The 21,840-nt window shown below is 51.4% G+C and carries 20 protein-coding genes, 1 tRNA gene and 1 pseudogene; 13 read left to right on the forward strand and 9 right to left on the reverse strand.

The features are described 5' to 3' along the window. The first annotated feature begins 17 nt into the window (after positions 1 to 17). Positions 18 to 725 carry a heavy metal response regulator transcription factor gene (locus H0S68_RS15580; protein ID WP_020827675.1) on the forward strand — a complete coding sequence of 236 codons (708 nt, stop codon included), beginning with the start codon at positions 18 to 20 and terminating at the stop codon, positions 723 to 725. Further along, on the forward strand, positions 722 to 2,179 hold the full coding sequence (locus tag H0S68_RS15585; RefSeq protein WP_410529468.1) for a heavy metal sensor histidine kinase: 1,458 nt from the start codon (positions 722 to 724) through the stop codon (positions 2,177 to 2,179). The genes H0S68_RS15580 and H0S68_RS15585 overlap by 4 nt, the downstream gene beginning before the upstream one ends. Before the next feature lies 1 nt (position 2,180). Here the strand turns inward: H0S68_RS15585 and nac are convergent, their stop codons facing one another. Further along, positions 2,181 to 3,104, reverse strand: coding sequence for a nitrogen assimilation transcriptional regulator NAC (gene nac, locus H0S68_RS15590; RefSeq protein WP_129940846.1), 924 nt, complete (start codon positions 3,102 to 3,104; stop codon positions 2,181 to 2,183). 347 nt (positions 3,105 to 3,451) lie between these two features. On the opposite strand from nac, the gene H0S68_RS15595 reads away from it, so the two are divergent. From H0S68_RS15595 to H0S68_RS15605, 3 genes and pseudogenes are all read left to right on the forward strand, one after another. Beyond that, positions 3,452 to 3,527: transfer RNA gene (locus H0S68_RS15595), tRNA-Asn, on the forward strand. 161 nt (positions 3,528 to 3,688) lie between these two features. Beyond that, positions 3,689 to 4,957: a tyrosine-type recombinase/integrase gene (locus tag H0S68_RS15600; RefSeq protein ID WP_014229917.1), complete on the forward strand. Its 1,269-nt coding sequence runs from the start codon at positions 3,689 to 3,691 to the stop codon at positions 4,955 to 4,957. A 424-nt stretch (positions 4,958 to 5,381) separates the two neighbouring features. Next, positions 5,382 to 6,619 (forward strand): annotated as a pseudogene (locus tag H0S68_RS15605) (IS110 family transposase). A gap of 76 nt (positions 6,620 to 6,695) precedes the next feature. Here H0S68_RS15605 and H0S68_RS15610 read toward each other — a convergent pair. Further along, positions 6,696 to 7,490 (reverse strand): AraC family transcriptional regulator, encoded by a 795-nt coding sequence (locus tag H0S68_RS15610; RefSeq protein WP_041165282.1) that lies wholly within the window; start codon positions 7,488 to 7,490, stop codon positions 6,696 to 6,698. A gap of 86 nt (positions 7,491 to 7,576) precedes the next feature. Between H0S68_RS15610 and H0S68_RS15615 the strand changes: the two genes are divergently transcribed. Continuing rightward, a complete protein-coding gene (locus H0S68_RS15615) occupies positions 7,577 to 8,767 on the forward strand; it encodes a CynX/NimT family MFS transporter (protein ID WP_014229922.1) in 1,191 nt (396 codons plus the stop codon). Between the two features lie 208 nt (positions 8,768 to 8,975). Here H0S68_RS15615 and H0S68_RS15620 read toward each other — a convergent pair whose 3' ends face one another. Next, complete coding sequence (locus H0S68_RS15620) at positions 8,976 to 9,581, reverse strand: nitroreductase family protein (protein WP_048762596.1); 606 nt, start codon at positions 9,579 to 9,581, stop codon at positions 8,976 to 8,978. 216 nt (positions 9,582 to 9,797) lie between these two features. Then, positions 9,798 to 10,373, reverse strand: a complete 576-nt coding sequence (locus tag H0S68_RS15625; protein ID WP_048762607.1) for a YceI family protein — start codon at positions 10,371 to 10,373, stop codon at positions 9,798 to 9,800. 308 nt (positions 10,374 to 10,681) lie between these two features. Between H0S68_RS15625 and H0S68_RS15630 the strand changes: the two genes are divergently transcribed. Continuing rightward, positions 10,682 to 11,068 carry a winged helix-turn-helix transcriptional regulator gene (locus H0S68_RS15630; RefSeq protein WP_014229926.1) on the forward strand — a complete coding sequence of 129 codons (387 nt, stop codon included), beginning with the start codon at positions 10,682 to 10,684 and terminating at the stop codon, positions 11,066 to 11,068. Between the two features lie 189 nt (positions 11,069 to 11,257). On the opposite strand, the gene H0S68_RS15635 is transcribed toward H0S68_RS15630, so the two are convergent. The 3 genes from H0S68_RS15635 to H0S68_RS15645 form a co-directional block, all read right to left on the reverse strand. Continuing rightward, complete coding sequence (locus tag H0S68_RS15635) at positions 11,258 to 11,830, reverse strand: flavin reductase family protein (RefSeq protein ID WP_014229927.1); 573 nt, start codon at positions 11,828 to 11,830, stop codon at positions 11,258 to 11,260. 93 nt (positions 11,831 to 11,923) lie between these two features. Next, a complete protein-coding gene (locus H0S68_RS15640) occupies positions 11,924 to 12,439 on the reverse strand; it encodes an NAD(P)H-dependent oxidoreductase (RefSeq protein WP_014229928.1) in 516 nt (171 codons plus the stop codon). A gap of 17 nt (positions 12,440 to 12,456) precedes the next feature. After that, positions 12,457 to 13,422 (reverse strand): aldo/keto reductase, encoded by a 966-nt coding sequence (locus H0S68_RS15645; protein WP_082144865.1) that lies wholly within the window; start codon positions 13,420 to 13,422, stop codon positions 12,457 to 12,459. A gap of 116 nt (positions 13,423 to 13,538) precedes the next feature. Between H0S68_RS15645 and H0S68_RS15650 the strand changes: the two genes are divergently transcribed. Further along, positions 13,539 to 14,432, forward strand: coding sequence for a LysR family transcriptional regulator (locus H0S68_RS15650; RefSeq protein ID WP_197826475.1), 894 nt, complete (start codon positions 13,539 to 13,541; stop codon positions 14,430 to 14,432). A 196-nt stretch (positions 14,433 to 14,628) separates the two neighbouring features. On the opposite strand, the gene H0S68_RS15655 is transcribed toward H0S68_RS15650, so the two are convergent. Then, positions 14,629 to 15,516, reverse strand: coding sequence for a LysR family transcriptional regulator (locus H0S68_RS15655; RefSeq protein WP_048762594.1), 888 nt, complete (start codon positions 15,514 to 15,516; stop codon positions 14,629 to 14,631). Between the two features lie 142 nt (positions 15,517 to 15,658). Between H0S68_RS15655 and H0S68_RS15660 the strand changes: the two genes are divergently transcribed. From H0S68_RS15660 to H0S68_RS15670, 3 genes are all read left to right on the forward strand, one after another. Beyond that, on the forward strand, positions 15,659 to 17,056 hold the full coding sequence (locus H0S68_RS15660; RefSeq protein WP_087051067.1) for an amidohydrolase family protein: 1,398 nt from the start codon (positions 15,659 to 15,661) through the stop codon (positions 17,054 to 17,056). Between the two features lie 14 nt (positions 17,057 to 17,070). Then, the gene (locus H0S68_RS15665) at positions 17,071 to 17,544 is read left to right on the forward strand and encodes a DMT family transporter (RefSeq protein WP_012539997.1); all 474 of its coding nucleotides are present in this window, start codon (positions 17,071 to 17,073) and stop codon (positions 17,542 to 17,544) included. A gap of 100 nt (positions 17,545 to 17,644) precedes the next feature. Beyond that, positions 17,645 to 18,505, forward strand: a complete 861-nt coding sequence (locus H0S68_RS15670; RefSeq protein ID WP_410528831.1) for an SMP-30/gluconolactonase/LRE family protein — start codon at positions 17,645 to 17,647, stop codon at positions 18,503 to 18,505. Between the two features lie 105 nt (positions 18,506 to 18,610). Here the strand turns inward: H0S68_RS15670 and H0S68_RS15675 are convergent, their stop codons facing one another. Next, positions 18,611 to 19,564, reverse strand: a complete 954-nt coding sequence (locus tag H0S68_RS15675; protein WP_014229934.1) for an aromatic alcohol reductase — start codon at positions 19,562 to 19,564, stop codon at positions 18,611 to 18,613. 69 nt (positions 19,565 to 19,633) lie between these two features. Here H0S68_RS15675 and H0S68_RS15680 point away from each other — a divergent pair, with 69 nt between their 5' ends. Together H0S68_RS15680 and H0S68_RS15685 are read left to right on the forward strand one after the other, a co-directional pair. Then, a complete protein-coding gene (locus tag H0S68_RS15680; RefSeq protein ID WP_196781243.1) occupies positions 19,634 to 20,068 on the forward strand; it encodes a winged helix-turn-helix transcriptional regulator in 435 nt (144 codons plus the stop codon). Positions 20,069 to 20,398: 330 nt separating this feature from the next. Next, positions 20,399 to 21,355, forward strand: a complete 957-nt coding sequence (locus H0S68_RS15685; RefSeq protein ID WP_048762591.1) for an alpha/beta hydrolase — start codon at positions 20,399 to 20,401, stop codon at positions 21,353 to 21,355. Positions 21,356 to 21,840: the final 485 nt, after the last annotated feature.

Raw genomic sequence — 21,840 nt, forward strand, 5'->3', positions numbered from 1 at the left:
TAATGACGGGAGTGGCCATGCGATTACTGTTGGTTGAGGACGAAGAAAAAACCTCGTCCTACGTTAACCGCGCACTGAGCGAACTGGGCTACACCGTAGACGTCGCCGGCGATGGCATTGAGGGCTTGCACCTGGCGGTGCAGCAGGACTATGACGCGGTGATCCTGGATGTGATGCTGCCGGGCAAAGACGGCTATGCGGTATTGGAAGGCCTGCGCGCCAGCAAACAGACGCCGGTGTTGATGCTGTCTGCTCGCGGTTCGGTAGACGAACGCGTCAAGGGCCTGCGCCACGGCGCGGATGATTATCTGCCCAAGCCGTTCTCGCTGATTGAACTGGTCGCCCGCATCCAGGCGTTATTGCGCCGCCGCACCAGCGACGGCATTGACGTCACCCAACTGCAAATCGACGATCTGCACGTGGATCTGCTGGCGCGGCGAGTGACCCGCGGCGGGGAGCGTATCGATCTGACCGCCAAAGAATTTGCCCTGCTCAGCCTGTTGGCTCGCCATCAGGGGGAGATACTGTCCAAAATGATGATCGCCGAACAGGTTTGGGACATGAACTTCGACAGCGACGCCAACGTGGTTGAAGTGGCGATTAAGCGACTGCGCGCCAAAATCGACTCCCCCTATCCGCAAAAGCTGCTGCACACGGTGCGTGGCATGGGCTACGTGCTGGAAAATCGTCCGCTGCATCGCGATGCGCCACGGATAATCGCCTGATGAAAATTTCCATTTCCAGCCGGATGGCATTGATGTTCGCGCTGACCATGGCGCTGATCATGCTGGTGCTGGCGCTGTTTCTGCGCAGTTCGCTGCTGACCTCGTTGCAAAACCAGATGCACAACGAGCTGCACTTTCGCCATTCGCTGGTCTCCCCCTTTATCGAAGCCAAAGGGACCGCTCGCGACTGGCCAATGGTGCAACAAAAGCTCAATACCCTGTCCAACAGCGAAGGCAGCCAGGTGAAATACTGGGTGATCAGCGAGGATCCGCGTTACCGCTTCGGCGGTGTTCCCCCGCCGGGCACCCACTGGTCAAAACTGCCGGACGGTTTCGCCACTGCCGCTAATCCTGACGGCGATTGCCCGCTGTATATGCTGATCGCGACGCTGCCGCCGCTGGGCGCTCGCCCAGAGGTGCGCTATGTGGTGGCGATTGATTCTGCCCCCTATATGGGCACGCTGAGGGAGTTCACCCAGGCGCTGGTGGTGATTTCGCTGCTGGGGATTGGGCTGGCGGCACTGCTGGGCTACGCCATCTCGCGCTTCGGTATGCGACCGGTGCTCAATCTCAGTGAACAGGCGCACCGCTTGGTGCCCGGCACTACTGGCCAGCGGCTGGACAGCGCCACCTTACCGGCCGAACTGCGCAACCTGGCGGAGTCTTTCAATGGCGTGCTGGCGCGCCAGGAAGTGGCCTGGCGGCAGTTGGAGAGCTTTAACGCCGACGTGGCGCATGAGTTGCGCACCCCGCTCACCAATCTGATTGGTCAAACCCAGTTGGCGCTGGCTCGCGAACGCAGCGTACAGGAACTGGAAGAACTGCTGCAGTCGAACCTGGAAGAGCTGGAACGCATGACCTCGATCGTCAACGACATGCTGTTCCTGTCCCACGCTCAGGCCGGACAATACGCTACCCAACTGAGCGAAGTATCGCTGCGGGAAGAATCTATGAAAACGGCGGAATACGTCGAACCTTCGTTTATGGAAAACGATTTGACCATTGAGATTTCCGGAGAAGTGCGGGCGCAGGTTGACCGGCGGCTGTTCCATCGCGCGCTGGCTAACCTGCTTGAAAACAGTGCGCGCCACGCCGTCGCGGGCAGCGCCGTTTCGGTACTGCTGCAGGAGCAGCGGGGATTTGCCGTCGTCGCCGTTGCCAACCAGGGCGAAACCATCGCCCCCGAGCACCTGAGCCGGCTGTTTGAACGCTTCTACCGCGTCGACTCTTCGCGCGTTCGCAGCGACATGCACCACGGGCTGGGGCTGTCCATCGTCCGCGCCATTGCGCTGATGCACCAGGGGGAGGCCTTCGTCCACAGTCTCGACGGCGTCAACACCTTCGGTTTCTCGCTGGCGCTGTCGCGGCCAGAGGAAAACCCGACGCCACCGGCGCCAAAACCGCTGCCGGCGGCTCCCGCCATCGCCGAGATTAAGCGGGAAAGCCTGTCGTGATTTATTGTACCAACGCCAACACGCGTTTTTCCTGACTGCGGCTGGCGGCGATCGACAGCAGGATCTCTTTCACCACCAACGCCGGCGCCGACAGGGAGTGCTGTGCGGAAATGCACAGCGACAGCGGCACGCTAAGCGACGGAGCGTTGATTCGAGCCATCCAGGCCTTGGCCGGGCCAATCATCGCCCGCGCCACCGACTCGGGTAAAATGGTGGCCCCCAGGCCGCTGGCGATGGCCGCGCTCAAGGTGCTGGAGGACTCGATTTCACCAATCACATTGGCGGCCAGCTTGCGCACCGCCATGGCTTCATCCACCTGGGTGCGTACCACATCACCTTCGCGCGGCAGGAACAGATTCAGGCGCGCAACGTCCAGCAGATCAACGTTGTTACCCGGGTTCGGCACCGCACGCGTCGCCACCAGATAGAGATCTTCTCGCATCAGCGAGGTGGCCTGAAGGCCCGCAGGCATTTTGGCACCGTAGATCACCGCCATATCCAGACTTTGACCGGCAACCTGTCCGGCGAGCGTAGATCCGATGTTCTCATTCAGACTGAGTAAGATACCCGGATGCTGATCGCGTACCGCCTGCAACAGCGGCAGCGCCAACTGTGATGCCAGGCTACCCGGCGCCAGCCCGACGGACACCTGACCGCTCATCGCCTGTCCGGCGCTGTTGACCGCGCTCTGCGCCTGTTCGCACTGGCGCAAAATGGTCTGGGCATGGGCATACAGGATGTTTCCGGCCTCGGTCGGCATCACGCCGCGCTTGGTGCGGATCAGCAGTTGCTGTTTCAGCTCCCCTTCCAGGGTGGCCAACTGCTGGCTGAGCGCCGGCTGCGCAATATGCAGCACCTCCGCCGCCTGGGTCAGGCTGCCGATATCGACGATTTTCACAAAATACTTCAGACGTCTGAAATTCATATTGCCTCCGTCATGCCGCTGAACTGCGTTGACAGAACGGCAGCAAGATCCGGGCCAGACCGACGAAATAAGAGAAGCCGTTAACTAATCACAGGAAAAATAAGAAAAAATGATGCTGGTGCTCAATGCCTCCCTGCGTTGGGCGACCCAGAACGGAGAAGGTTTGCACCAGCGTGAAGCACGCGGAGTGCAGCCTGTGGTCGCTCCTGAACCATTGCGCAGCAGAGCATCAATAAAAGCCATAAAAAGCAGCAGGTTGAATAATCTTGCAGCAAACGAAACGGCAAGGCGTTTTCAGACTTTACAAGCCCGCATCACCCCGCTATTATTCGCCCCGTTCACACGATTCCTCTGTAGTTCAGTCGGTAGAACGGCGGACTGTTAATCCGTATGTCACTGGTTCGAGTCCAGTCAGAGGAGCCAAACTCTTGTTTTCATGCCGCTCTGCGAATCCTTATGTAATTTAGATTCAATAAGTTAGCGTGAAAAGTCTTCCCGATGTATTTTTAGTTTTCCCTCCGCATCGGGAGAATTTGGTGGTCAGATTTGGGGTCAAGTTGGTTCGATGACGGAGTGACCCCCAAATGTCTCTTAACGACTCAAAAATCCGCAACTTAAAACCATCCGCAAAACCCTTTAAAGTCTCCGATTCCCATGGTCTGTATCTGCTGGTTAATCCAGGCGGTTCACGTCTCTGGTATCTCAAATATCGTATCAATAGAAAAGAATCTCGCCTTGGCTTAGGCGCATACCCTGATGTGTCTTTGGCTGATGCTCGTCAACAGCGTGATGGTATCCGTAAATTGCTGGCGCATAATATCAATCCTGCACAACAGCGCTCTGCGGAAAGATCCACTTCCTCGCCAGACAAAACTTTCAAGTATGTGGCACTGGACTGGCATAAAAGCAACCGAACATGGTCAGAGAACCACGCCTCCCGTCTGCTTGCCAGCATGAACAATCATATATTCCCTGTGATTGGACACTTGCCCGTAGCAGAACTAAAACCTCGTCACTTTATTGACCTGCTAAAAGGCATTGAGCAAAAAGGTCTGCTGGAAGTCGCAGCACGCACCCGGCAGCATATGTGCAACATCATGCGTCATGCCATACATCAGGAGTTGATAGAGAACAATCCGGCAGCAAATCTGGAGGGTATCATCTCCCCGCCCGTTAAACGTCACTACCCCGCCCTTCAGTTGGAGCGGCTACCGGAACTGTTGGCTCGCATTGAGGACTACAAGCAAGGACGAGAGTTAACCCGCCTGGCCGTATTACTCACCCTTCACCTATTCATCCGTTCCAGCGAGCTTCGTTTCGCCCGTTGGTCTGAGATCGATTTCAAAAATAGAATCTGGACCATTCCTGCCACTCGCGAGGCCATCTCCGGTGTCCGCTACTCTGGGCGTGGTGCAAAAATGCGCACTCCACATATCGTTCCACTCTCCCGTCAGTCCATCGCTATTCTGAAACAGATACGGGAAATATCCGGGCATCGCGTGCTGATATTCCCCGGTGACCATAATCCGTATAAGCCAATGTGTGAAAACACCGTCAACAAGGCGTTGCGCCTGATGAGATATGACACAAAAAATGAAATCTGCGGCCACGGATTACGGGCAATGGCCTGTAGTGCCCTGATGGAGTCTGGCCTGTGGGCACAGGATGCGGTTGAACGGCAGATGAGTCATCAGGAGCGTAACAGCGTTCGAGCGGCTTACATCCATAAAGCAGAATATCTCGATTCCCGTAAAGCGATGATGCAATGGTGGTCGGATTATCTGGATATGTGCAGGAAAGCGTATGCCCCACCTTATATTTGTGGGAAGGAAATCAGTTACACAATGGGATAACCCCTCTGACAGAATAAGCCACAAAAAAAAGCCGTATCAGTCTGTACTGGTAGGGCATTTTTCTGGCTTCAACTCGGAGAAATTGTTAAGCCGTTTATGAGCATCTTTAACCGAATTGACCTGCGTGAATCGAAAGTGTGAGGTCCGCTTATCATTTAGATCTATCCACGGAAACGGATTGGGTCAGTTATGAGCGAACTATAGTCATTCTAACCCTGAGAATTACACTTTTGAGTGATTCAGGGTATGCGCTTACTGGTTACGAATATTGAGCGAGAATCATGTGATGATCGCCGCTTCTCTTTCGAACCAGTAGGTGCTCCGCGTTCGCTAACGAATACTCAGGGCATGCAGATACACTGCTGACTATATTTCTTTCGAAGAGCGTGGAATGCATACCAATCCCCGATGAAAGGAGTTGGTGATGACTGCGACTAATCAATTTGCTGCACATGTTGGTCTGGACTGGGCAGATAAAAAACACGATGTCTGTGTTCAGTTCAAAAACGGTGAACGCGTATTCCATGTGATTGAACATACGGCAGAAGCGCTTGATATCTGGCTTACTGAGTTACACCAGAAGGTAAAAGGCAGAATCGCAATAGCTCTCGAGCTGAAGAAGGGCCCCGTGGTATATGCTCTTCAAAAATATCCCTTTATCACCGTTTTCTCCGTCCACGCTTTGTCCCTGGCTCGTTACCGGCAAGCCTTCTCACCCAGCGGCGCTAAAAATGACCCGCAGGATGCCGAGCTAGCATTAGAGTTAATGCTACGCTATCCCCAAAAGATAAAAGCCATTGAACCCGACAACGCAGATATCCGGTTACTCCAGCAATTAGTTGAGCAGCGCCGACTGCTGGTCGAAGACAAGCGTCGCTTTGTAAATCGGCTCATCAACACGCTTAAGCAGTATTACCCCCTGCCCCTGGAATGGTTCTCCCATCGGGACAATTCACTGTTCTGCGAGCTAATCATTCGCTGGCCCAGCCTGCAACAACTCAAACGGGCTCGCAGCGATACTGTTCGTCATTTTATGAACGCTAAAGGTGGTCCTGCTGTTGCATATACCGAACAGCGGGTTGCAAGTATTGCCAATGCTATTCCACTGACCACAGATAAAAGTGTAATAGAGGCAAATGCATTGATGGCAACAGCACTCGCATCTCAAATCAAACTGGCAGGCGACCTAATCAGAACCTACGACGAACGTATTGAATCCTTATTCGGTACGCTTCCGGATGCAGAACTGTTCAAATCACTTCCTGGAATGGGACCGTGCATGGGTCCAAGGATGCTTGCCGCACTGGGTGATAACCGCGACCGCTTCAACAGCGCTGAAGAAATTCAAAACTACGCAGGTATTGCACCGGTGACAGAACGAAGTGGCCAGAAATCCTGGGTTCACTGGCGATGGCAGTGTGCTAAGTTCGTCAGGCAGACTTTTGTTGAATGGGCTGCCAAGACGGTTAACTCATCATACTGGGCCAGACTTTATTATCAGGGACTGCGAGAAAAAGAGAAATCGCACCAATCTGCAATCCGGGCTCTTGCTTTCAAATGGATAACGATCATTTACCGCTGCTGGAAGACCAAACTCGGTACGATGAAGCGAAGTATTTGCTGGCTCTCGAAGCGCGACACTCGCCCTTACTGAAGCCATAAAAAGCTTGTTGAATGTCTCAGGGCGTGAAGCGGACGCTGGTGTTCTTTGAATAAATCCGGCTTCTGTGCTTGTGCACTAATCCAGGGAAGAAAAATATTGCGTCGGTGATTTACCCAGCGCTTTTCTGAACATCGTAATAAACGCACTGACCGAATCATATCCCAGCGTTCCGGCTACGCGCTGCACGGGCTGACCTTCAGACAGATGGCTCAGGGCAATCATCAAATGCAGCTGCTGACGCCAGCGACCAAAGCTCATTCCTGTCGCCTCTTTTATCAGCCTGGCCAGAGATCGTTCGCTGATGGCCAGATGAGCAGCCCAATGCTTTAACGTTCGCCGGTCATCTGGCTCATTAAAAAGTGCCTCAGCCATAATCCGGATTTTAGGATGATCTGATACAGGAAGATGGAGTGCTTCAACCGGCACATCCGGAATATGCTCCAGCAGCACCGCTGCAAGCCTGGCGGTTTTACTGTCAGGAGAATAAGCATGTTCCTGCTCTGCAAGATACAGAACAAGCTCGCGAACCAGAGGTGTAATCGCTATGGTACAGCAGATTTTCGGCATCGCTGCCGTGCCGGGCTCGATGAATAAAAGGCACGTGTCTGCATTCTTCGTGATCCGGCAACGGTGGGGGATTTCTCCCGGAACCCAGACGGCATGTCCTGGTGGAACAAGCCACAGCGCATCCTCAACCTCACAGCGCACTGCACCGCGCAAAGAGAGAATAAGTTGCCCCTTGCGATGAGCGTGCGGACTTTGCCCGGCATACTCACCTGACGATGATACATGCAGGGCGATAGCGGCCTGACTGAAATCATCGGCATTAAACTCTTCCGGCGAGGTCACAGATTTTTTATTAACTGGCATGATTTAGCTATATGTTGTCAGGTTATCTATATTCTGTAACTCATGCGTCCTTTAAAGTCTTTCTTTTTTCAGAGAAAGCAAAACTTATGTCCCACACTACGAACAAGTGGTCTTCAATCATACTTGTGACCGGCATCCTTTTTATCGCCATTAACCTGCGTGTTCCTTTTACCGCTATAGCACCCGTTTTAGAGTCCATTCGCCATGATTTTGGGCTAAGTATCACAGCCGTTGGGTTGCTTAACTCGCTTCCTTTACTGGCCTTTGCCGCCTTTTCTCCACTGAGCGCATCGATTTCCCGCAAGTACGGCCTGGAACGCACCCTTTTTGGTGCCCTGGTCGTGATTTCAGCGGGGATTCTGCTTCGCTCAACAGACAGCGTCTGGGCGCTTTATGGCGGAACAGTGTTAATTGGTATCGGGATTGCCCTGGGCAATGTCCTGCTGCCTGGCCTGATCAAACGTGACTTTTCCGGCAACGTGGCTTCCGTGACGGGAGCATATTCCATCACCATGGGCGCCGCTGGCGCCATTGGATCTGCCATTGTCATTCCTCTAACGCAGAGCTGGGGCTGGAACATCGCGTTAGCCATGTTGGTTATTGCACCGCTCCTTGCGTTGCTTTTATGGTTGCCGCAGTTGAAGAAAAAGCATCAACTGCCAGTAGCAGGTGAGAAAAAAGCAGCGACCGTTGCGGTCTGGCGCTCGTCTCTGGCGTGGCAGGTCACCTTGTTTATGGGCCTGAATGCGATGCCGTTTTATGTTGCGGTCGGCTGGCTGCCAGCCATTCTGACAGACAGTGGGCTCTCCTCAGCTCAGGCTGGTGAGGTACATGGCATCCTTCAGCTCACCACCGCCATTCCCGGCCTGATTCTGGCAGCCACGCTGCGTCGTCTTAACGATCAGAAATTAGCCGCTGCTGGCGTCAGCCTGTTAACCGCAGTGTCCTTTATTGGCATCCTTTATTTGCCAAATCTGGCGATGCTGTGGGCTGCACTCCTCGGCTTCGGCTCGGGTGCCAGCATGATGCTGGGTCTGACCTTCATCGGGTTGCGCACTACAAACGCTGGTGATGCTGCCGCGCTGTCAGGTATGGCGCAGAGTATCGGTTATCTGATGGCGGCGATGGGACCGCTGTTGCTGGGTAAAGTACAGGAGTTGTCCGGAGGTTGGACGGTGCCATTACTGATGACCACAGCAATCTCAGTTGCAGGAGCCTGCACCGGAATGGCTGCCGGACGAGATGCGCACCTGGAACCTGTACAGCAGCCGGGCTGAATGGGTTTACACAGCAAGGTACCAGCTGATCCTCTGCGGCGGATGCTTTCCATCGAGGTTCTGAAGCGTCTTAATGGTACCGGAGCCATCTGTACTATCCCGATGAGCGGACTTTTCGGTGAAAAGGCCGCTCAGGGCGAGCGTAACATTCAGCGGCCGCCCTGAAGCTCAGGGCGATCGCGGTCAGTAATAATATAATAAACAAGCCTTATGACTGTTTGGCAACGATGAATCGCTTTTCATCACTCATAAAGGCTTTTTCACTGGCGGGTGAAAGGATGGCACCGAAATTCATATGCGCGCGGAGTTTCCATGATGGAGGAACATTCCACTCAGTGCGAATATCTTCATCGATCAGAGGATTATAATGCTGCAGGTTGGCACCAATTCCTTTTTCAGCCAGCGCCAGCCAGACAGCATACTGTGCAATACCTGTGCTGTGCTCAGACCATACCGGGAAATTGTCCGCATAGGCCGCAAACTGCTCCTGTAGTGACTTGACAACATCCTGATCCTCGAAAAAAAGTATTGAGCCGGCAGCCGCTGCAAACCCGTCTATTTTATCTGAGGTGCCGGAGAAACTTTCTGCAGGCACGATTTTGCGTAACTGTTCACGCGTGAGTTCCCATAAGCGAGCGTGCTGCTCACCCAGTAAAATCAGAAGCCTTGAGCTTTGCGAGTTAAAAGCAGAAGGAGCCTGCTTCACTGCCTCAATGACAGTGCCGATCAGCTCGTTCTCCGGGACAGGAATATCTTTTCCAAGTACATAAATGGTGCGTCGTTTTCTGGCAAGCTCTAAAAAGTTACCTGTCATGAATTAGCCCTCAGATGAATTGTTTGACATCGTAATTTGCCCCGTCTTGCCCTCTGACTGGACTGATAGGGTCAGCATGCAATAATACACGCTGACTCATTAGTGCATGCTTTCCGAAGGATTACGGACAGGATGCGACATTGTTAAAAGTTTGGACTGGAAGTAAAGATGCTTCATCAGCCCACGCTTCTGAAGCATTAACGGCTCCGCATCTTATTAATCTGAATACGCCTCCGAAGACACGGTCAGTGTGATATTATCGCTTACATAAGGAACGTATTTATCAATTTTAAAGTCTGATCTCTTAATCACACCGGTGGCGTTAAAACCTACCGCATTTTTCTTCTCCATAGCCTGAAAACCTGCTTTGTTCAGGGTTGCATGAAGAATAACCGGCCGGGTTATGGATTTAATGGTTAAATTTCCCCGTACGTCATACTTATCACCATTCATTTCAATGCTGGTGCTTTTAAAATTTGCGACCGGATATTTCTCCGCATCAAAATAATCTGGCTGACCAAACTCTTTATTCAGTGCTGGAACGCCGGTATCAATACTGGCTACAGGAATGTTGATATCAACCAGTGATAAAATTTTTGTTGCCGGATCGAACTTAACTGTGCCATCTACATGATGAAGGGATGCCGTCGGGTTCGAAAAACCTAGGTGGTTCCAGCTAATAACCACAGACGTATGCGATTCATCAAGTTTATAACTCGCTGTTTTCGCCTGTGCAGCAGTAGTAAAGAGAAGTGAAAATAACAGTGAAGCAGAAAGTACATGATATTTCATTGATATAACCCGATTCATAAGGATTGATTGTTATTAGCGCAGGCGCTTATATAGCAAGCCGGCTTATTTGATAAAATTTTCGTTATTACACAAAAAAATTATTTGTTCGTGCTGGCGGCTAATGGCTATCAGTGTTCGTAACGTATGACATTATCGTGTCACAAACTCAGCATTACCAACTCATTATCTGGTTATTTCAATAATTACGATGGTTAAGCCGCAGCAGCATGGCACATGCAAATCTCTTGATTTCAGCGCTATAGTAGATTTAGACTAACTTATCTTCAAGTACCCACCTCAAGGTAAGTATGGAAAAATTCAACGACTGTTTTACACTGGACAACAAAGAACCCGGTAATGTTTTGCGGGAGGCATGTCCTGCCCGTGAAGTTCTCGAGGTTCTGGTGAGCAAATGGACATTGCTCATTATTCATGCCCTTTCTGACGGTGCATCAAGGCCGGGTGATTTGCGAAGAAAAATTCAGGGTATATCAGAAAAGGTGCTGTCACAGAATCTTAAGGAACTTGAAAGCAGGAATCTTGTTACGCGCACTGTCTTTCGTGAAGTACCGCCCAAAGTCGAATATGCACTCACGGAACTGGGAACGTCCCTCTGGCAGGCAGCGAATGAACTCAACCGGTGGGTAGAACAAAACTGTCACTTTCTGATTAAAGACACTGATCCTTCCATGTGACATGCCATTGTTCATTTATGAGTGCTGCGGGCTAACAGGAGCATATAAGAAGGCAGGCTGCAGGCGCCGAAAAGCGACTTCCCTTGCTGGCTCAGAGGCGGTATCGCCTGCTGGCCATGAGGGAACAGCAAGGCATTTTAACAACAAGTCCCTGCAGTTTGTTGTATCAGTACAAAAAGCACTCGCGTCTCAGTCTTTGCCCGGCCCATGGTCAAACCGGGTTCCTTTGCCGATGGCATAAAACTGCCCCCCGGCGACATAATGTATGGTTCGTAATTCGTCAGGTGCTTCATCAAATATCCAGTGTCCATTGCGAAAAACCCGATCGTCACTCCACGCGCCGGCAATTTCTCCCATAAACAGATTATGTTCCAGCTCATATGCCGCGTTGGGTATTACCTTACATACAAGCCAGCCAGCACAACCCTCTACCAGCGGAACATCGAACTCTTTCAGGTAGAACGTCGGTATTTTATGATTCTTGTCAGGCCTGTCACGGTAGCTGTGCTCACCTGCGTACAAAACGGTTTCCATCTGGCTGACTACGGGGATCTGTACGGCAAACAGACCACTTTCTTCCACCAATCCACGGGTATAAGCCTGCGGACCGATATACGCCATGACTTTATTGATCCCCACCAGACTCACCCAGGCAGCGGCCATCACATTGGCATTACCATTATGCTTAGCGGAAATCATTGTAGTTGGGCCGACCTGCAATAATCGATATGCTTTGTTCAGTTCGACTGGCTGTAAAGACACACGATTTCTCCTTCCCATAAATGAAAAATGTGCCGTTATCAGCAACGGCACATTTGAAGGCGTTTTAATACACTGATGATCGCCTGAAGATAATCAGGCTAATACCGTTTTGTATCGTCCGGCCTGAGCTGCGATTTCTTCGTCAGTTATCGTCGCGCTTCCGCCTGTAATGAACGGCTTGATGTAGTTCATACCCAGATACCCGGAGATGGTTTCAAAAGACAGCAGGTACTCTCCTACCGTATGTCCGGCAGCGCCATCAGGCTGATAGGCAGACTCAGCACCTCCAAGCGAAACTGCCAGCATGAGTTGCTTGTCGTGCAGCGCCTGTGTTTCTCCACCATGTGACCAGCCGTACGTCAGTACATCGTCAAGCCACTGTTTCAGAAGTGGCGGCGTGCTGTACCACTGCATAGGGAACTGCAGCACGACACGATCCGTCTTCTCCAGGGCAGCCTGTTCAGCGGCCACGTCGATTTTGCCATCCGGATACAGGTCATAGAGATAACGCACTTCAACGCCTGTCAGTGATGCTGCACCTTTTGCCAGGGCTGAGTTTACCCGGGACTGATTAATGTTGGGATGGGTAACAAATACTGTTGTTTTCATAGCGATCTCTTATTTTTTCAGAAGAATGTTTCGTCAATTTCAAGCCGGGATAAGGCTTCGTTGATATCATTTAATTCGGCGTCACTGAGCTGAACATTTGCGGCGTGAAAATTCTCTTCCAGCCGGTGTAGTTTTGTTGTTCCCGGGATCGGCACAATGTAAGGCTTCTGAGCCAGCTCCCAGGCAAGAACAATCTGTGCTGAAGTTGCGTTGTTTCTTTCTGCAATTTCAGCGATTAGCTTAAGAAGCGTCTGGTTATTTTCCATCACCTCTGGTTTGAAGCGCCCCATCATGCCCCGGTAATCGCCTTCCCCGTAGGTTGTATTAGCTGTGACCTGACCACTCAGGAATCCATTACCCAGCGGGCTGTAGGCCATAAAACCAATATCAAGTTCATCGCAGACCTTAAACAGATCCTGTTCAGGTTTACGCCACATCATTGAATACTGGTCTTCAACCGCAGTGACCGGGCAGATGGCATGAGCCCGGCGTATGTAAGATACGGGCGCATTGGATAAGCCCCAGTACTTTATTTTGCCCTCCGCGATCAGCTCTTTCATTAATCCTGCCACCACTTCCGGCTCAACTTTTGGGTCGACACGATGCTGATAAAACAGGTCGATATGGTCGGTCTTCAGGCGCCTGAGGGAACCTTCCAGTTGCTCTCTGACAGATGCCGGACGGCTGTCTAATACCGGCACCAGCTGTCCATCACTATTTTCCATTCCTGTCACGCCGAATTTGGTCGCGATGACAACGTTGTCCCTGTGTTTGCTGAGCGCTACCCCCAGCAGTTTTTCGTTTTCAAATCCGTAAATGGGGGCAGTGTCGAAAAGGTTGCAGCCCAGCTCTACAGCCTTGTCTATCAGCTTTGTCCTTTCCCGGATCTCAACTGAATAGCCATAGCCATGGTCCATGCCCATGCACCCCAGCCCCATTTCCGAGACATGAAGCCCCTGGCTACCTAACCTTCTAATTTTCACGATTATTTCACCCTTCTTTAAGGTATTAACTACTCTTAGATGCTAAGTATACGGTTGGATTTATTGCTGAAAAATTGTTAATTTAGAAAATCAGAATTGCTAAAATCACAATTATTATGAATAAAGTCGATGCCCTGAGATTTTTTGTTACTGCTGCAGAAACAATGAATTTTCGCGAAGCGGCAGTCAGGCTGGCCATTTCTCCATCCGTGGTGACACGCACGATTGCTGATCTGGAACATCAGCTTGGCGAACCGCTTTTTAAGCGCAATACCCGATCCATTGTGCTGACCAGCTTTGGTGAGTTTTTCTTGCCCCGTGCCATGCGGCTGCTTGAAGACTCAGAGGCCCTTTTCCAGACGGCCAGAGATGACAATGAGATGAAGGGTGTTGTGAGGATCACGCTATTCCGGTTTCCCGGCCACGAGCAGGTGTTATATGAGCTTCTGACCGCTCTCGATCCCTATCCTGAGCTGTTTATTGACTGGCGGTTAGACATGATGAAGCTGGATACTGTCCAGAACCGTATTGATATGGGGATCCGTATAGAGCGGGAGCCAAACCCGAATTTTATCGTCAGGCCCATTACGCTGGTTCATCATGCCCTGATGACTTCTCCCCGGCTCATTGACAGGCTGGGCGCACCGAAAAATTTTGAAGACCTGCGTCAGCGTTACCCTTTCAGCGGTCTGCTTAACCCTGAAACCGGCAAGGTGTTTGAATTTATGCTCGACGGCGTCAATACCTTTATTCCCCGGCACCTGGAGTTTTTTACCACCGACTCCCAGTCTGAGATTCAGGCTGCGTTAACCGGTAAAGCCGTGATTCAGTCGAGTAATCTGGCCTGCAGGGAATACCTTGAAGACGGCAGGCTGGTGAATGTCCTGCCGGAACTGAAACTGGAAACCTGGCAGCTTTATCTTTACCGGCCCTATCAGACCCTGGTACCACAGCGCATCAGGACCGTTTTTCACATCCTTGAAAATATTTTACTCAGACACTTTAGTTAAAAGAGGGCCCGGATGTGGCTGGCGCTCTTAGCCGGCGTCCCCCCGTAAACCGGAGATGTGAATTTCTGGGTACAGCCTTTCTCCGGGAAGTCGCTGCTCCGGGATGCTCATATCCGCGAAATAAAGTCTGCCGTTCTTTCAGGTCCCCTGAATACTGCTGACTTTTAGTATGCAACGGGGAGCTGTGACAGACGTATCAACTGAATATTTCATCTATCCAGTCTGCAAATGCACGTACGGCGGGTGAAAGAAAACGCTGATGGGGATAAAGCAATGCGACAGGAACAGACGACGGCTGCCAGTCGGCCAGGACTTCAACCAGCGTTCCTTTCTGAAGGTGTTCTGCTACAACGTTCTCAGCAAGCTGCGCCAGCCCGAATCCTTCGAGGCACATTTTTATATAGAGTCCCGTCTCGTTGACGGCTGCCTGCCCCCTGACGGGTACGGACAGCGTTTCTGTTCCCTTTACAAAACGCAATTCGTCTGTACGCCGGCTTTGTCCGGAAAAATAATGAATAGCCCGGTGATGAGATAAATCTTCAGGTGACTGCGGAATACCGTACTCCCTGAGATAATCGGGAGAGGCGCAGGTGATCCAGCGAAATTCTCCGAGCGGACGGGCTACAAGCGTGGAGTTAAGTAACTCTCCGGTTCTGATCACGCAGTCCACGCCCTCCTGAACCAGGTCAACCTGCCGGTCGCTGACGCCGATCATCAGGTAAATATCAGGATAACGGCTGTAGAACTCTTTCAGGTTTGGCATCACGAGGAAGTGCGCTATACCGCCGGGCATATCAACGCGTAAACGACCACGGGGGCGCCTGTTCGAATCGGCCAGACTGGCTTCCGTATGTTCAATTAAGGCCAGAATTTCCCGGCACTGCGCCAGATACTGCATACCTTCCGGAGTCAGGCTGACACGTCTTGTGGTCCGGTTCAGCAGACGCACCTGCAGATATTTCTCCAGGTTTTTGATGGTGCTGGTAACAGTAGAAGAAGGCAGGGACAGTGTTTCCGCTGCCCGGACAAAGCTTCCGGCCTCAGCCACCCTTATAAAAACCTGCATAGCCTGAATACGATCCACCTGATTGCGCTCCTGAATAGCATGTGACGGTGATAACCATCATTATTCGCAAATTCTGAATGATGAAAACACGTTAGTCATCTTTTTCAGCTTAAACAGGAGGCGTATTGTTTTCCTTCTGAACCTGAAAGAGACAATTCAAATGACCGATTACTGCAGAAATATTGTTAACAATCAGACGGCAAATGCTCCGGTAACGCTGATCAGCGGTGCAACCATACTGAGTATGGATGAGAATGTTGGTAACCATGAACGTGGCGATATTCTTGTCACAGGGTCAACCATCACCGCCATCGGTAAGGACCTGAACGCCGAGGGTGCTCACGTCATTGATGCCACAAATATGATTGCCATGCCGGGGATGGTCGATTCTCATCGTCACGCCTGGGAAGGCCAGCTGCGCCGCATCAACCCAAACGCCACCTGTCTGGACGACTATAGCAATGCCACGCACTTCTCGTTTGCGAAATACTATCGGCCCGCAGATATCTATGTCGGTAATCTCCTGACGGCGCTGGGCGCGATTGATGCGGGTATCACTACCATGATTGATAACTCGCACAACAGCCGTACCGCAGCACATGCAGACGCCGCCGTTGAAGCCCTGCTTGATGCCGGAATTCGCGCTATTCATGCTTCCGGCGCGCCGGTAGCAGGCGAATGGGACAGAGCGCACTGGCCGGGTAACTGGCAGCGTCTGCAGGAAAAATATTTCAAAGACAATCCTGAGGGACTGGTTTCTCTGGGCGTCATGGCCCAGCTGGAGCCGGAATTGTGGGCCGAGGCCCGCCGGCTCGGGCTGCCAATCGTGACCGAATTCTTTGGCGCTGAAATGGCTTCAGAGCTTAAATCACTGCATCAGCAGGGCCTGCTGGGCCCGGACAATATCTTCAATCACTGCACAGCACTGCCTGATGAGGGCTGGGAAATCCTGCGTGAAGCCGGCGTACGAGTGAACGTCTGTCCGCGCTCAGATTCGCACTATGGCATTGAAAGCGGGATGTTTGCCATTGAGGCCGCGCAGCGCCATGGCATCAATCCTGGCCTGAGCGTGGATAACGAAACGTCTTACAGCACAGATATGTTTATGGAAATGCGCGTGGCGTTCTATCTGCAGCGAGTAATGGGTATGCATAAGCAGCACTGCTGTGATTCAGGGCATTCTCTGACAACGCTCCCGGCAGCGCAGCTGCTGAAGTCGGCAACCGTCGATGGTGCGACCTGTGCCGGACTACAGGATAAAGTGGGTAGCCTGACGCCAGGCAAACAGGCCGACCTGATCCTGATTAACGCTGCTGATCTCAATCTCTATCCGAACGGGAATGCCTTCGGGACGGTGGTGCATGCAACTGAACGCAGCAACATCGATACTGTCATGATTGGCGGGCGCATCGTCAAGCAGAACGGCAAAGTTCTGGGCGTGGACAGCGAGCGTCTTCGTGCTGCCATCGATGAATCACGCGAACACCTTTTCGCCGCCGCCGGGTATGAGCCGGACATCTTTGCGGAGAAATTCCTGCCGCTGGTACAGGCAAACTGACAGGGAATAACAGCATGAGCGCGATTTATTACGTAATAGCTTTTGCAGCGGGTCTTGGTATTACCTTGCAGACAACCCTGAACAGTCAGCTCGCAAAAGGACTCGGGGGCGATCCGGTCACCGCCGCGTTCTTTTCCTTTACGGCCGGGGCGTTGAGCCTCGGGATTTACTCGCTGCTACGTGGCGGGTTATTTAGCTCTCTCGCTGCTATTCCTTCGCAGCCAGCATGGAGTCTGGCGGGCGGCCTGATCGGTGCCTGTGCGTTGTTCAGCTACGTGGTGCTGGCACCGAAAATCGGTTTTTCAGCCCTGCTCGGGCTGGCAATCGTTGGGCAGTTACTCTCGTCGCAGATGATTGACCATTTCGGTCTGCTGGGTGCTGTACGGCGACCGGTTTCGCTACTCAAACTGGGGGGCATGCTGGTCATGCTGGCAGGACTCGCCATCATGCTTTTTGGTGACAAACTTTCAGCGCGTTTTTTGCCCTGACAGGGTGGGAATAGCTTGTTACTGCCGTCTGCCATAATGCAGATGGCCTTACGCTTTTGGTCAGGCGCGATGCGAAACTTTTATATGCGGGAGAAATAACATGTTTTCAGTGTCTGCTGATGCCAGAAATTTGCTGGGAGAGTGCCCAATCTGGTGCGAGAGGACACGCAGGATTTACTGGACTGACATTGAAGGCAGCGAGCTGCTTGCCCTTGAAGAAGACACCAGTGTTGTGATGCGCTGGTCCCTGCCTGAACGCCTCGGATCGTTTGCTCTTACTGAACATTCTGACGTTTTATTGATGGGACTGGCGTCCCGATTCGCCTTCTGCGATCTGAATACGGGTATCTTTACGCCGGTTGTGGCGTCACCGGGAGGACCGGGAACACGGACAGGGGATGGTCGGTGCGACCGCGAGGGTAATTTCGTCTTCGGGACCATGGATGACGGATACCCCGCGAAAATCATAGGAAGATTTCACAGGCTAAATGCAGCGACACTCAGCATTGAGACGCTACCCCTGCCTGAGGTGGCCATCCCGAACAGCATCTGTTTCAGTCCGGACGGCAGCACGATGTATTACTGTGACTCGATGCAGGGCCGTATAATGTGCTGTGATTACCCCTCCATGAATAACCAGCGCGTGTTCACTGCAACAGAAGGAAAGGGAGCGCCTGACGGCTCCTGCGTGGACGCAATGGGCTATGTCTGGAATGCCGAATGGGGAGGAAGCCGTGTTGTACGTTATCGTCCGGACGGAACGACGGAGAGTATCCTGCCCTCTCCAGGAATTCAGAGCACTTGCCCGACACTCGCGGGAGAAGCATTCACAACGCTGTATTGTACCATTGCCAGCGTGGGTCTTTCTGTGCCGTCAAGGCATGATGGAGCATTGCTAAGAGCGAAATCAGCCGTATTCCCCGGTTTACCGGAGAGCCGGTTTTCAGCGCACACAGCGTAACCGCTTTGCTATCAGTGCCAACAGGGGGAACAGAGTCTTTCTCTTCACCATATTCGGTTAGGCAGGAGAAAGACTCTGGTATTTATTACAGCAGCTTAAATACGATTATAATGAGCTGCCCGGGGTCAGATTTGCATTTATCCAGGCTGCCACGTCGGTAACCGGAATGTTATGGCGTTCATTGAATGTCTGCTTTTTATCCCATGCAACACCCCGCCCCTGTGCAAAAACGGCACGATACTTAGACATCATGTCTTGCGGGTTGAGCGCGAGTTTATCCATCAGATATTGTTCGCTCCATTCCGTGCAGCTGAAAGGACGGCCAAGCGCTGATTGCAGCTTATCTGCTACCTCTGCGTAGGTCAGTGTATCACCGGCGATATACACAATTTCGTTCCGGATGCGAGGAGTTTTAAATACGATCGCTGCCGTCAGCATCCCGATATCATCGGGAGTTGTCAGCGTCATGGTGTTGTCAATACTGCCGAGTGCGTGAACAGTATCGTTCTGCAGATCGACCACACCGAAGTCTGGTTCGAACAAATAGCTCATGAAGATGCCGGTCGAAATGATGACCCACTCAGTTTCATGCTGGCTGCGTAGTAAATCACGCACGTCAATCTGCGCGTCGAAGATGTCTTGTGGACTGCCGCGTCCGATGGCATCAAAATCGGCACCAAACTGCCATGGAAAATAGCGTGGAATCCGCGCCTGCAGGGCCGCCTGCGCCAGTTTCATCGGTGTATTTATGCCGGCCGCGTACCCCGCGCAGCCAACGACTGTGTCAAATTGCGCAAAGAGGCTGGCCAAATCGTCGACAGAACTCATGACGAGATCGCCCGTGACTATATTAATACCGAGGTTTCTGATTTCCGTGATAACGAATTGTTTTCCAGGTTCATCTGACGTTACGGTACTTTCGCGCAGCAGCACGCTGATTTTCGTTCCCTCCACATCTTTTGCCCGAAGGGCAAGATTTCGCAGAACGGGGAGGCCCAGCTCACCGGCACCGAGCACGAGGATATTTTCAGACGTAGTGTTAAGATCTGTTTTGTTCATAATCTGGCCTTACATGAATTGTTGCACCACTCTAGCAATTCATAACAGGCTAAAAAAGAAGGTACATGTATGATACCGGGAGTCAATGAAATGGATCGGGAAGATATTCTTCAGTATTCGCAGGCTGTTTGTAAGGGGCTGAGAGACGATGATGATGGCTTGCGGCGGGAGGTGCTGGCTCATGCCGGAAGTCGCTGGTCGCTGGGTATCGTCAACACGCTTGGCGTTTATGGCAGACTGCGTCATGCCGAAATTGGCAGGCGTATGCACGGAGTGACTCAGCGCATGCTGACGCGTACATTACGACAGCTTGAGCGTGACGGACTGGTTATCCGCCATGATTTCAGTGAAATCCCGCCACGAGTCGAATACGAACTGTCCGATACAGGTATGGAGTTACTTGTACGGATGATCCCGCTGTGGACCTGGATTGTCGATAATGCTGATCGCTTTCGTGAAGACCGGTTGAGATATGAAAAAAATAACAGTAACCCGGGGACGTAACTGGCCATGAATATAAAACATCACTTTTCATGGTTTGTAACGAATACAAGTATCTGAATAGATAAGCCTTCGGATATGTATGTATACAGTAGTCATCCGGAGACAGAACCGATTTCACCGGGCTCGGCCGGGATGGTGTAATTAAAGAGGATTAGATTTTACGTATCTCTATCATCAATATCAGTCGGTGCATATTTCAAATGGGTGTTATAGCGAATTTGATTTTCGCCACCATTAATTCGGCCTTAAAAATTATCTGACAGGATGACCTATCCTTTCAGAATAATAGGTTGACTGGCGAAACAATATTTTAAAAACTGGTGATTTTTTATGATTCCTAAAATAAATAGTGAAGTCTCTTCTGATTATCATGATCTGCCTGGTTATATTCATGGGGCGAAAATTATCCAAGTCGCTTTGACTAAACACCCTATAGACAATATCAGTGATGTGGTTTATGAGACAGTGAAAAACACTCGTTCTGTCAGGCAATTGCATATGTCTTTTCTGGTTCCTCGTACCAAAATTTTGAAACCAGCCATCATCTATTTTCCTGGGGGAGGATTTATGACAGCTGAGCACAATAAATTTGTGGAAATGCGCATGGCTTTAGCGGAGGCTGGCTTTGTTGTTGCAGCGGCAGAATACAGGACAATTCCGGATACTTTCCCTGCGCCAGTGATAGATGCTAAAGCAGCAGTAAGATACCTTCGTCAACATGCCCACGATTATGGAATTGACCCCTCACGAATTGGTGTATTTGGCGATTCTGCAGGAGGATGGCTGGCGCAGATGCTTGGTACCACTAATGGCGATAAATCATTCGATCACGGCGATTTTCTCAGCCAGTCCGCTGATGTGCAGGCTGTGGCTACGCTTTACGGAATATCAGATCTGCGTAACATAGGTGACGGTTTTCCGGATCACCGACAAAAAGTGCATCAGTCTCCTGCAGTCGCGGAGTCACTGCTAATTAATGGTGTGGCTTTCAAGAATTTTGCAGGTGCCTCCATCAGTTCTGTACCTGAAAAAGCGATAAATGCAAGCCCCATAGGACGTCTCAAAGGATGTAAACCTCCGTTCCTAATAATGCATGGAAGTAAGGATACATTAGTATCGCCTAAGCAGAGCGCAACGCTTTACAAAGCCCTTTTGGAATCGGGGAACAAAACGGACTACGTACTTATCGAAGGTGCAGAACACGGTGATGATCACTGGTATCAACCCGTTGTCATAAATAGGGTTGTTGACTGGTTCAGCGGGCATCTTTGTCCTGATAATACATGATGACTGACGCTCTGTTGAATCACTCAAACTGTTGTCAGCAACGTCCGCTTCACGCCCTGAGACATTTGACAAGCTTTTTACGGCATCAGTAAGAGCGATTTTCGCTCTTCCAATGCCAGCAAAATAGTTAGCGAACGTGGAGCACTTACTGGCTCGAAAGCAAAGCGGCAATCATCAAACCGCATGATTCTGGCACAATATTCGTAACCAGTAAGCGCATACCCTGAATCACTTAAAAGTGTAACTCTCTGGGTTCGAATGACTATATCTGGCACAGGCTGTGTGAAAACTCTGCCCTAGAACTGAAGTGCGCGCATCTACGCAAAATCTGGAATTGCTCGACTGGTTAGTTTACGTATGAGCGCAGTTTTCAGCCCTGTTTTAGTCGCAGTTTAATCTACCAAAACAGTTTTCACACAGTCTGGGCTCGGAGCGGACAGGCTCAGGAGTATGATGTCCGCTATAAGCGAACAGCGGAAGTTCGC

The organism is Serratia sp. AXJ-M (assembly GCF_046531865.1).
Taxonomy (GTDB): Bacteria; Pseudomonadota; Gammaproteobacteria; order Enterobacterales; family Enterobacteriaceae; genus Serratia; species Serratia liquefaciens.